This is a genomic window from Pseudoalteromonas sp. NBT06-2, from assembly GCF_002276045.1.
Lineage (GTDB): Bacteria > Pseudomonadota > Gammaproteobacteria > Enterobacterales > Alteromonadaceae > Pseudoalteromonas.
In genome coordinates this window covers 1-13,042 of the sequence record NZ_NQMR01000003.1, presented here as the reverse complement: position 1 = coordinate 13,042, position 13,042 = coordinate 1, and the positions used below count along the sequence as shown (strand labels likewise).

5 protein-coding genes are annotated in these 13,042 nt (G+C 37.7%); all 5 read left to right on the top strand.

From position 1 onward, the window contains the following. Positions 1 to 61 precede the first annotated feature (61 nt). On the top strand, positions 62 to 2,347 hold the full coding sequence (locus CJF42_RS00580; RefSeq protein WP_095364806.1) for a TonB-dependent receptor: 2,286 nt from the start codon (positions 62 to 64) through the stop codon (positions 2,345 to 2,347). A gap of 828 nt (positions 2,348 to 3,175) precedes the next feature. Then, the gene (locus tag CJF42_RS00575; protein ID WP_095364805.1) at positions 3,176 to 5,839 is read left to right on the top strand and encodes a glycoside hydrolase family 16 protein; all 2,664 of its coding nucleotides are present in this window, start codon (positions 3,176 to 3,178) and stop codon (positions 5,837 to 5,839) included. Between the two features lie 69 nt (positions 5,840 to 5,908). After that, positions 5,909 to 8,884 (top strand): TonB-dependent receptor, encoded by a 2,976-nt coding sequence (locus CJF42_RS00570; RefSeq protein ID WP_095364804.1) that lies wholly within the window; start codon positions 5,909 to 5,911, stop codon positions 8,882 to 8,884. Positions 8,885 to 8,977: 93 nt separating this feature from the next. Next, the gene (locus tag CJF42_RS00565) at positions 8,978 to 10,234 is read left to right on the top strand and encodes a sugar MFS transporter (RefSeq protein WP_095364803.1); all 1,257 of its coding nucleotides are present in this window, start codon (positions 8,978 to 8,980) and stop codon (positions 10,232 to 10,234) included. Between the two features lies 1 nt (position 10,235). Next, positions 10,236 to 12,782, top strand: a complete 2,547-nt coding sequence (locus CJF42_RS00560; protein ID WP_095364802.1) for a glycoside hydrolase family 3 protein — start codon at positions 10,236 to 10,238, stop codon at positions 12,780 to 12,782. The last annotated feature ends 260 nt before the right edge of the window (positions 12,783 to 13,042 follow it).

Genomic DNA, 13,042 nt, shown 5'->3' with positions numbered 1-13,042 from the left:
GTTAAACGATCATAACAATATTTAAAAATTAATTTTAATATAAGACCTAGGGTATACCTTAATGAAAAACTATGCAAAAAAAAGGTTAGCACTTGCTGTTAGCATCGCCTGTTTCTCCGTTTCAGCTGAGCAAAATGAGACAACAGAAACTAAACAAAATGCTATAGAAAAGATTGTAGTAACAGGTCAAAAGTTGGCCAACACCTTGCAGGATACTAAAGAAAGTATTGCTGTTTTTACACAAGAATCACTTGAGCAACGTAACTTGCAAGAGTTAACCGATGTTTTTTTACAAACACCAGGTGTTAGCGGTAGTCAATATAGTTTTCGTATTCGTGGGGTTCGAAATAGTGATGGCGCATCGCTACCAAATAGAGGTGATCTCGCGTCGGTTGTGGTTGATGGTGTAACATTATCAGGTTGGGTGAAAAGTGAAGCGGCTGGAAACCTGTGGGATGTTAGCCAAGTAGAAGTACTACGTGGGCCTCAATCCACTAACTTAGGCCGTAATGCATTGGCTGGTGCTGTCGTTATTAACACCACAGATCCTACTTTTGAAAATGAAGCTAAAATTCGCTTAGGCTTTGGTGAATACGGTAAACAAGAAATTAAAGGCGTAGCTAATATCAATTTAGTTGATGATGTTTCTGCCATCCGCATTGCGGTTGAACAAAATAAGTCTGATGGCTATGTTGATAATATTACTCGAAATGAAGATGACTATGGTCATGCTAATAATGATGTTTATCGTTTAAAATGGCTATATCAGCCAAATGATGATTTTAGTTCTGTTTTTTCTTACCAGCGTATTGAAAGTAAATTAGGTAGTACAAGTAGCTATTTAGTGGACGGTTATACCAGAGAAGATCGCGTAATTAGCGCTAATGATAAAGCAGTCTTTGATACAGAGGCGGACTTATTCTCACTCAACATAGATTATACAATTAATGATAACTGGTCATTAAAAAGTATTTCTGCTTATCAAGGCGGTGAACGTACTCGGTTTAGCGATTCAGATAGAACATCGAAGTCAGTAGAGAACGGTGGTAGTATTGTCAGCCGTCTTAGTGAAGATAATAACTGGTCGCAAGAATTTCGCTTTAACTTTGAAGGCGATAGTATACGTGGTAGCTCAGGTGTCTACTTTTCAGGTATTGAAGCTAAGCGTAGCCAAGAATATTCTGGTAATTATAATTTACCAGTGTTATTTGATGAATTTATGCCCGGTTTAGGCGCTGTTCTAACCACGACAGCGGTGTTACCTGTAGCACTTTATGCCCCGTTATTTCCAACAGTTCAATCCGGTGTGACCAATGTAGACACATCTACTTATGCCATTTTTTCTGAATGGCAAGTTGATTTGAGTGAAAAATGGGTTCTGAATGCTGGCATTCGTTATGACAATGAAGAGCAAAAGTATTTAACATCTTCAATCACTGAGAGCAGCTATGAGTCACCACAAATGGGCGGGCCATTTGGCGCTGTTGATTTAGGCGGCATGACCATTGATCAGGTTATCTTTTTAATTAACAATCAAATAACGGGGTTAGTTGCTGAAGTACCAGAAACAGAGAAAACAGAAAGCTTTAATAATTTTCTTCCACATGCTGGCATAACGTACAAATGGAATGATGATGTAGCAACGAGCTTTTTTGTGAAAAAAAGCTATCGTTCTGGCGGTGCAGAGTTGACGTTACTTAATGGAATTAATCATTTTGATGCAGAAGAGTTATGGAACTATGAAGCCTCTCTTCGTGCGGTTGTACTCGATGGTAAAGGTGTACTTAACGCAAACGTTTATTATAGTGATTGGACGGATCAGCAAGTCGCTATTCAAGAACCAGGGACAACAAATGATTCATTTAAGATGACCATTAATGCTGGTGAATCTACTTTGTCTGGTACTGAAATTAGTTTTACTTATGAAGTGAGTGAAAACCTTGCGTTGTACACAGGCTTAGCTATTTCACACACGGAATACAATAAGTTTGATTCTTCTAATGATGACCATCCCTTTAGTGGCAATGATTTTAAATTCGCGCCTAAAGAAACGGCTACTCTTGGACTAAGCTACACCAATGACAGTGGCTTTTTTGGTAATGTTAATATGACCTACACGGGCTCTTCTTATTCAGATGTCGCTAATGAAAGTGAAATGGCAAGCTATACCTTAGTAAATATCAATGGTGGCTACGAATTTGATAACTTAAAGTTAGAGGCTTATGTTCGAAACTTAACTGATGAATTGTACGATACGAATAATAGCCTGACTTCATCAGAGGGAGATCATGGGTCTATATTAGGTGCACCTAAAGAAGCGGGCGTTAGAGCAACATATTCATTCTAATTTTATTAGCAGCTTTATTGAACGACTAAATGAATCAGCTTAGCTATTAATTATTCAGTTATTACTTCACGTTAAACAAAACGTGTGAATAGTATTGTTTTATCTAGCTTATCGGTTGACTTTATGATTTTAGATTCCGCTTACATTTGTGAGCGGATTTCTAAAATTTACTCTTCGTATTTAGCAATGCTCCATGAAAATAAATTTTACATTTACTTTGAGTAAGCTTAATGCCTGTATTATCGGTTCAATTATCGCTTGGTTTAAATCCTCAATGACAATTCAGGTAGCTTAGATAAAGTTAGGTCAATGCTTTCTGAGTAATAAAGATAGCGCAAGAATCTATTGATGTTAATGTCTGCAATGTTTAGAATCTGCCTTTTCAGAAATTTCTGTCATTTATCAAAACTGACAGTTTAAGTAAAACTCCATTGTAATTTTTCAGTTCAAATGCAAATTAAGAAAGTTACTTATGTGAATATCAACCGATTTTATCGTATGTTAATTACTAAGCGTTTACTGGGTTTTGATATTTTAAAACAAAAGTGTGTTTGGATTTATACTCATTAAAACCACTTGTCCTATTTATACCTCTTCTTATCGCATCATCACGTAATTAATCGCAACACCGCATTAACATCTCGTGATGCCGCATTTCAATTGTAACCCTATGTGACTTCTTTCAGTATCTACAGTGGGGGCACGCTATACCGAGGTATTATTAAAGTTATAGCTGTTTTAACAACAGGTCATCATGAATGTCATCAATAGAAAATTAAAAACATTGTTTGATGAATAAAACAGATAAGTTGGTACTTGGATTTGATTATGAATAAAGCTATCGGTAAGTTCACTCAGTTATGTGCTTTAGCATCACTGGCATCTTTGCAAGGGTGTGGTGGTGGTGTTGAAACTAACACCGACACGAGTAATATTTATGTACAAAAACCAGTGAGTGACTGGGAAATGATTTGGAGCGATGAATTTGATGGAAGTCGCATAGATAGTAATAAATGGACCCATGAAGTTAACTGTTTAGGTGGGGGGAATGATGAAAAACAATGTTATACCGACAGCAGTGAAAATTCATATATTGCTGATGGCGTTCTAAATATTGTTGCTTTACCTTCAGCAGATGGCGCTGAGCAACCATATTCTTCGGCACGTTTAATTAGTCAGCATAAAGCCGATTTTAAATATGGTCGCTTTGAAATCAAAGCTAAGCTACCCAGTGGTCAAGGCAGTTGGCCTGCATTTTGGATGCTACCGACAGATGCCACTTATGGTGGTTGGCCAAAATCAGGCGAAATTGATATTTTAGAAGCGGTAAACTTAAAAACAGTCAATGATGAAGGTATTGTAGAAAGCCAAATTCACGGTACATTACATTATGGTAAAGAGTCGCCAGACAATTCCCATTCAGGTAAAGCCTACGCTATTCCTGATGGTATCAATCCAGCTGATGATTTTCATACTTATGCTATTGAATGGCAGGAAGGGGAGATCCGTTGGTACTTAGATGATTACCTTTATGCAACACAGCGCCAATCACAAGTACGCTATAACAGTAAAGATCAAGCTGTCGGTTTAGCACATCAAGGCTGGTTTGCCGAATATTACGATCTTATATCTGGTGAGCTATCAACGCATTGGGATGCCGCACCTTTTGATCAAAGATTCTTTATGATCATTAACTTTGCCGTTGGCGGAAATTGGCCGGAAAATGTCAATAATTTAGGCGTAGATGCGAATGCATTTACTAATGGTCAAAGATTTGAAGTTGATTATGTACGTGTTTATCAATGTAACCAAAACCCTGATACAGGCAAAGGCTGTGAAACAATCAGAGCAGGTTACGATAGCCTTGATGATGCACTTGTTGTTGGTAAAGCACCTATCCCTTCACCTCCCTCTACTGGTATTGCACAAAATTTAACAATATTTTCTGGTACGTTAAACCCTAATTGGCCAGCATGGGATTGTTGTGGCGATTCAAATCCATCAATTGTAAATGATGTAGACAAAGGCGACGTAATGGAGTTTGTTGTTGGTGAAACCGCTACAGTAAATGGCTTTATTTCTAGAGAAGCCAACATTGTTGACCCTGAAGGTAAAGTATCTCCTTTTGATGCCTCACCTATTATCGACTCTGGCTTTTTAAGTTTTGATATGAAAGTGGTTAGTCCACCAAATAATACGGATGCAGCATGGGTATTAAAAGTCGAGAGTGTTGGTGGGACTGAGTTTTCTGAGCTTGAGTTAAATTTTAGTGAAGAAGGTTTAAACCCAGTTACTGGGCAGTGGCAAACCTATACTTTTCCTGTGCAGCAACTTGTTGATGCAGGTTTAGATCCGAGTGCTATTGACGTCGTGATGATCTTCCCTGCATGGGGAGTTGGTGAAGGTGCGGTATATCAAGTTACTAACTTAGAAATAGCAGCTGATATTAGCTCGCCAAAGTTAATGGTATTTGAAGATGAAGAAAATACGAGTTGGCCAATGTGGGATTGTTGTGGTGGTTCTTTACCAACAATTGAAATGGATGATGAAATACACGGTAGTGTTGCTCAATTTTCAATTGGGGCAGAACCTACGGTAATGGGCTTTATTTCACGTGAAGCCAATATTACAGTTCCTGATGTACAGCCTGCGCCTTTTGATGCAACAGGCATTTTGGCGAATGGTGTCATTCAATTTGATATGAAAGTTGTTGATATGCCAAACAAGGCTGAAGCAGCATGGGTATTTAAAACAGAATCTAACAATGCTGATACATTTGCACAAATACTCCTCAATGAAAGCTTAGAAGCCAGTGCGCCAGTAAAGGGTGAGTGGCAAACTTATACCTTTAAATTATCAGATTTAGCTAATGCAGGCCTTGATGTCAGTGCAATTGATGTATTAATGATATTCCCTACCTGGGGAGAGGGTGAAGGTGCTGTATACCGTGTTGATAATGTCACAGTTTATGATCCTAATGCTTCAGATGATTATATTGGCCATGTTTTATTTAATGATAAAGCAAAAGATCAGTGGAGTATTTGGGATTGCTGTGGTGGTTCTACTCCTACAATTGAAAATGATGATACTGAACATGGTTTAACCGCCGAGTTTATTATTGGTAGTACTGCAACGGTAATGGGTTTAAAGGCCGCTGATGATGTGTATTTAGATGCTTCTAATTTGTTAGCAAATGGTTTGGTTCAATTTGAAATGAAAGTGATTACAGCTTCTTCTGATCCTGATTCAACTTGGGTGTTTAAAATAGAATCTGGTGATGTAGATACATTTGCAGAATTTGAACTATCAGCTTCGCAAGAAGGTGTTGCTCCGGTTATAGGTCAATGGCAAACCTATACATTTTCGCTACAAAGTCTATTTGATGCAGGGTTAGATATTAGTCAAATTGATGTATTAATGGTTTTTCCTGCTTGGGTTACGGGTGAAGGCGCAGTTTACCGCCTAGATAATGTTGTTATTACAACACCTTAATCATTCGTTATTTAAAAAATAGAGCCATAAAACTGGCTCAATTGAAACTCATTCACAGGTAGGATTATTATGAAACAGTTTAACTTTTCAAAAAATCATTTAGCAGCATGCATCAGTGCGATTATGTTTGCAGGATTTAATACGCAGCTAATTGCAGCAGAAAATACACAAAAGGCAGCTAATACAAGTGCAGCAGAGAAACAAATTGAAGTTATTGAAGTAAAAGGTATTAGAGGTAGTTTAATTAAATCTGCTGATTTAAAACGTGCTGAATCAGGTGTGGTTGATATTATATCTGCGGAAGATATGGGCAAATTCCCAGATACAAATTTAGCTGAATCCCTGCAAAGGATCACTGGTGTTACTGTGAGTCGCTCAAATGGCGAAGGCAGTCAAATCACTGTTCGTGGCTTTGGGCCTGATTTTAATCTCGTGACCTTAAATGGTCGTCAAATGCCGGGGACAGGTAATTCTCGTTCATATCAGTTTGAAAATCTGTCATCAGATGGCATAAGTGCATTAGAAGTTCATAAAACTGCACGCGCTAAAAACCCAAGTGGTGGTTTAGGTGCAACCGTAAATATTGTCACGATGAAGCCATTTAATAGTCCTGGCGAAAAATATTCTTTTTCTGCAAAAGCCATACACGATACTTCTAATGTTGATGGTAATGATGTAACTCCCGAAATAGGTGGTGTTTATAGCAATACATTTTTTGACGACAGTTTAGGTTTTGCGGCTTCTTTCACCCATCATAGACGTGATTTTCAACAGCAATCAGCAAATGTTCAAGGGTGGCAGGCCAATGTAGATTTACCTGATTTAGATGATTCTAAAATCATAGATCCACGTGCTTTAGATGCTCAAGGCGACCCTATTGGTGCACATTATTTTCCACGAGATATGAATTACAACATTGAAGATAATCAAAGAGAGCGTATAAATGGACATGTTACGTTTCAATATGCGCCGATCGATGATGTGATTTTAACCTTAGATTATACCGCTACTGATGCAACAACGGGTATGAATTCTCTAGGTTGGGGTATGTGGAATGATTATGGCGGTAACATTAATGCTTATGAGTTAGATGAAAATGGTACAGCAATTTATGCTGATATCAGTGGTAATGACGGCTCTTATAGTGCGCGTAGAAATACAACCGAAGTAAAAGAGCGTTCAATTGGTTTTAATGTCGCTTGGCAGGCAACGGATTCATTACATTTTGAATTTGATTATCATGATTCAAAAAATGAAACAGATAATGGTGGTGATGCTGGTTTAGGCAGTGCTGGCAGTTTAGTTTTAGGCTCAGACCAACTTGTAACAAAAACCTATGATAATCGTATTGGTGATATTCCTCATGCACAAATATATTGGAAAAATGGTTCAACAACATTAGCGCCAGGTGAAATTGACTCTCACTTTAGTCAGTTCTCACATTCACCAGGCGAATCAACAGTCGATCAATTTCAGCTTCATGGTACTTGGGATAATACTTTTGATATTCCATTAGTAAATGTGAAATTTGGTTTAGTTCGTACAGAACAAAAAATGGGTGGTTCACGTGCATGGAGCGGTTTAATTGGTGGTTTCTTATTTAACCCTTCATATACTGAAATGTTTCCTGATGGCATGTTTGAGTTAAATAATACCAATAACTTTTTAGATGAGTTCAGTGGTGGCGGTAGTGATTTATCACCTAACTATTATTATTCGTTTGATTTTGATGAAGTTGTTGCACGTTCAGAGGCCTTTTTAACAAACGAAGTCTTAGGTGGCGATGATTACTTTGCAACTACGGCTTATCACGATATGGGTACCTATTCGTCGAGTTCAGTTGAAGAAGATACAGATAGCATTTATGTGCAATCGTTATGGGAATTTGAAGTTGCACAATTTCCTGTACAGCTAAATGTTGGCGTGCGTTATGAGGAAACATCGGTTACCAGTAATGTACTACAAGATGTACCCACTTCAGTTTGGTACAAAGGTGGTAGTGAATGGCATACGCAATATCTAGACGGTGATAGCAATACATTGTCACTAACAGGTGAGCATGATGTATTTTTACCTATGATAGATATGAAAGTTGATTTAACCGATGAGCTAGTGACACGTGTGTCTTGGGGTAAAACAATTACAAGAGCACCATTAGGCGATTTAGCGGGTGGCCGTCAGCTTTCACCCAGTCCAAAAGTGGGCTCTAGAAATGGCAGTGAGGGTAATACAAACCTTTTACCATTTGAATCTACTAACTTCGATTTATCTTTAGAATATTACTACTCACCAGGCAGTTATGCTGCAATTGGTTACTTTAGAAAAGATGTTAAAAACTTTATTGGTAATCAAAAAATTAAAACAACAATTGAGGGGTTTCATGATATTTATGATGGTCCTCGTTGGCAGCAAGCTGAGGCCGATATAATTGCTAGAGATGAGCAAGCAACTAATGATGCCATTTTTGCACAAATGCAAACTAATGGGGCGACTTTAAATAGCCAAGGATATATTGAGCCAAATTCAAATGATCCATTGATGGTTTGGGATATATCGCGTCCATTTAATAGTCTTGATGATAAAAAAGTGGATGGTTTCGAACTTGCGCTGGTACATCTATTTGGTGAAACCGGTTTTGGTATCGGTGTAAACGCCACATTTGTTGAAGGTGATGTTGAGTTTGATATCGAAAGCTTAGATCAACAAACGCCTTTAACGGGTTTAAGTGATTCCGCAAACTTCCAAGCTTTTTATGAAAAAGATGATTGGTCTGTAAAAGTCACTTATGCATGGCGAGATGAATACTTAATGGGTGTAGGCCAAGACCAAGGTTCATCTGATAATCCACCACAATTTGCTAAGGAATTTGGCCAGTGGGATATGAGTGTTAATTATAACGTGAATGATAATGTTACGGTATTTTTTGAGGGATTAAATTTAAACAACGAAACAGAGCAAGGCTTTGGTCGCTATGAAGAACAATTCTTGTTTGCACGACAATATGGACCGCGCTATGTTTTAGGCGCTCGCTATAGCTTTAAATAATCTCAAATCTGTGTCGTTCAGTTAGCTTACTGAGCGGCATTTTCTTTTTTATTCACACTCATTTATTTATTTTTAATTGTAGGAACTTTGATTATGGCTAGCATATCAGCAAACCTAGCACAGCAAGATAGCCCCAATGTAATATCACCTAATGAAAGTAATCGTTTTGCATTGGTCTCACTGACTTCACTATTTTTTATGTGGGGCTTTATAACCTGCTTAAATGATATCTTAATCCCCTATTTAAGAGGAGCGTTTGATCTATCTTATACCCAAGCAATGTTGGTTCAGTTCTGCTTTTTTGGCGCTTATTTTATTGTTTCACTGCCTGCGGGTAATTTGGTAGGTAAACTAGGTTTTAAAAAAGGTATAGTGACAGGTTTAAGTGTTGCAAGTTTTGGCTGTTTTTTATTTTATCCTGCCTCAATATTAGAAGTGTATTCGCTTTTTTTATTAGCGCTATTTGTTTTGGCATCGGGCATTACTATTTTACAAGTATCAGCAAACCCTTATGTAAGTGCACTTGGGCCAAGTAAAACCGCATCATCACGATTAACGATGACCCAAGCATTTAATGCATTAGGTACAACCGTAGCGCCGTTTTTTGGTGCTTGGCTCATTTTTAGTGGCACAGAGCATGCCATCACAGATGCTTCAGCTGTTCAAATACCTTATATTATGCTTGCTTCAGCACTCATGCTATTAGCGGTTATTTTTGCTTACTTAAAACTACCTGAGCTAGGTAAAAAAGACATTTCAACGCAATCTACACAAAAATCATGGCACTTTAGTCACTTAAAATTAGGTGCGGTAGGTATTTTTTTATATGTTGGTGCAGAAGTCGCTATTGGTAGTTTTTTAATTAACTTTTTAGCTGAACCTAATATTGCTGGTATGGCGGAATCACAAGCTGCTAATTATATTGCTTATTATTGGGGCGGCGCGATGCTTGGTCGTTTTATTGGTGCACTTATAATGCAGCATATTGCCGCAGGCAAAGTATTGGCTGTGAATGCTGCATGTTCAATTTCATTAATATTACTTGCTGTTTTTCTGGATGGTCCTGTTGCTATGTGGTCGATTTTAGCTGTGGGTTTATTTAACTCTATTATGTTTCCAACAATATTTAGCTTAGCGATAAATGACTTAGGTGATGCTGCAAGTCATGGTGCGGGGGTTTTATGTTTAGCTATTGTTGGCGGTGCAATAATACCCTTGATTCAAGGTGTACTAGCTGATTTAGTCGGTGTGCAACTGGCATTTATTCTGCCTATTTTTTGTTATGCCTATATTGCGTATTACGGACTAATAGGATCAAAACCTGTGACTATTTTAAAAGAAGGATCTTAAGATGAGTATCAATAAACAGTTGATAATCAGTGTTGCGGCACTAACAGGCTTAATTGCATGCTCTGCTAAAAATGAAGGTGCACGCACAGAAGAGGTTAAAAAAGCAATTTGGCCAAAAATAATTTCACAAGTAGCTAAAGATGAAAACGTTGAAGTTAAAGTAAAACAACTGTTATCTAACATGACGCTAGCACAAAAAGTAGCACAAATGATTCAACCTGAAATACGTGATATTACAATTGAAGATATGCGAAAATATGGGTTTGGTTCTTATTTAAATGGCGGTGGTGCATTTCCAAACAACGATAAACAGGCAACTGCACAAGATTGGATCAAACTTGCTGAAGATATGTATCAGGCTTCCATTGATGATTCTATAGATGGTTCGACGATCCCTACAATGTGGGGTACCGATGCAGTACATGGTCACAATAATGTAATAGGTGCGACTTTGTTTCCTCACAATATAGGCTTAGGAGCTGCTAACAACCCTGAGTTAATAGAAAAAATAGCACAAGTGACAGCGACTGAGGTTATGGTAACAGGTATTGATTGGGTTTTTGCACCCACGGTTGCAACGGTAAGAGATGATCGTTGGGGCAGAACTTATGAAGGTTATTCTGAAGACCCTAAAATTGTAAAAACTTATGCGGGTGCTATTGTAAAAGGTCTGCAAGGCAGTGTTGGTAATGACTTTTTAGGCGACGATAAAGTGATCAGCACCGTTAAACACTTTATTGGTGATGGCGGTACAGTTGATGGCGATGATCAAGGTAATAATATTTCTTCTGAGCAAGCTTTACATGATATTCATGGCCAAGGTTATATTGGCGGTTTAACCGCTGGTGCGCAATCAGTTATGGCGTCATTTAATAGTTGGCAAGGAGAGAAGGCGCACGGTAATCGCTATTTATTAACCGATGTATTAAAACAAAAAATGGGATTTGATGGTTTTGTTGTAGGTGATTGGAATGGCCATGGGCAAGTAAAAGGCTGTAGTAATGAAAGCTGCCCACAAGCTGTAAATTCGGGTCTTGATATTTTTATGGTACCAACAAAAGCTTGGAAATCGTTACTTGAAAATACCATTGAACAAGTTGAACAAGGTATAATTGCACAATCAAGAATTGATGATGCAGTTACTCGTATTTTACGCGTAAAAGTACGTGCTGGTTTATTTGATAAACCCAGTCCTGCTAATCGTGTATTGTCAGGTAAAACTGAATTAATTGGTAGTAAAGCACATAGATTAGTCGCACAACAAGCAGTAAGAGAGTCACTTGTTTTATTAAAAAACAAAGCAAATTTACTGCCCCTATCACCAAAAATCAATATGTTGGTAGCAGGTGATGCCGCGCATAATATTGGTAAGCAAGCTGGTGGCTGGACTATAACTTGGCAAGGTAATAGTAATGTAAATAATGACTTTCCCGGGGGCAGTTCTATTTATGATGGATTAGCGACTCAAGTAAAAGCTGCAGGTGGTCAGATTGTATTGAGTGAAGATGGGAGCTTTATACAAAAACCAGATGTTGCAGTGGTTGTTTTTGGAGAAGAGCCTTATGCTGAAGGACAAGGTGATGTTGAAGATTTAGCATATCAAAAAGCAGTAAAGTCAGATTTGAAATTACTGCGCAAATTAAAAGCACAAGGCATACCTGTCGTATCACTTTTTATAAGTGGTCGCCCTATGTGGATTAATGCAGAGCTTAATGCCAGTGATGCCTTTGTAGCCGCTTGGTTACCCGGTTCGGAAGGCAAAGCGATTGCGGATGTATTATTGAAGGATAAAGATAATCGTGTTCAACATGATTTTAAAGGAAAGTTATCATTCTCTTGGCCTAAAGCACCTGATCAAATAGTCAATATTCATGATGAAGAATATCACCCATTATTACCATACGGTTTTGGTTTACGATATGGAGATAAAAATCTATTAGCCGATAACTTATCTGAAACATTTGATTTGACTAAAGGTCAAACTACTGGATTGAATATCTTTACAGGTAAAATAGTCGAGCCTTGGATCGCGAGTTTAACCTCAGAACAGCAATTTACAGCCATTGCTTCAAACACGGTAAGTTTACCGGGTATAAAATACCGTACTGTAGATAAAAAAGTACAAGAAGATGCTTTTAGAATTGAGCTTGATGGTAGCAAATATGCTGGTGTTCAGTTTATTCACACAACAGCAGATTCCGATAGATTAAGTTCTGGATTAATAACGCATTCGCGGTTATTAGTGAATATGAAAAGAGATAGTGAGATTAACTCTCCTGTTTATATCACTATAAATTGTGATGCAAGTTTAGGCTTAAAAGGTCACTGTGATATGCAGCAAGATATAAGCAAACAACTTGCTTTATTACCTAAAGGGCAGTGGTCTGATTTATCTATCGATGCGACATGCTTTTCAAATAACGAAGGGCTTTTAAGTGCAAATGTAACTGCATTGCAGTTGAGTACCGCTGCAGCGCTAAATTTATCAATAAGTGATATACATTTTCAGCCGATCGCATATCAAAACACAGACATTCGTTGTGATTAATTGAGGATAAATTAAACAAATAAAAAGCCAGTAGCCAACTGGCTTTTTTATTGCAAAAATCAAAATAAATGTAACTGGTAACTTCTCACCTTACTTTCATCTCTCTTTGTCGTGAAATAACAAATATCCATACAGATAATTGTTAATGTCGCATTAACATTTCGCAACACCTCATTTTAATTGTTCGTTTTTTTAATTTACCTCATTATCACTTTAGTAACTGTTATCTAAATAAAACCAATTGCATAATAATTTAATTT

Excerpts from the sequence above, each read along its gene's own strand:
- CJF42_RS00560 (WP_095364802.1), top strand. The coding sequence starts at position 10,236 with ATGAGTATCAATAAACAGTTGATAATCAGTGTTGCGGCACTAACAGGC.
- CJF42_RS00565 (WP_095364803.1), top strand. The coding sequence starts at position 8,978 with ATGGCTAGCATATCAGCAAACCTAGCACAGCAAGATAGCCCCAATGTA.
- CJF42_RS00580 (WP_095364806.1), top strand. The coding sequence starts at position 62 with ATGAAAAACTATGCAAAAAAAAGGTTAGCACTTGCTGTTAGCATCGCC.
- CJF42_RS00575 (WP_095364805.1), top strand. The coding sequence starts at position 3,176 with ATGAATAAAGCTATCGGTAAGTTCACTCAGTTATGTGCTTTAGCATCA.
- CJF42_RS00570 (WP_095364804.1), top strand. The coding sequence starts at position 5,909 with ATGAAACAGTTTAACTTTTCAAAAAATCATTTAGCAGCATGCATCAGT.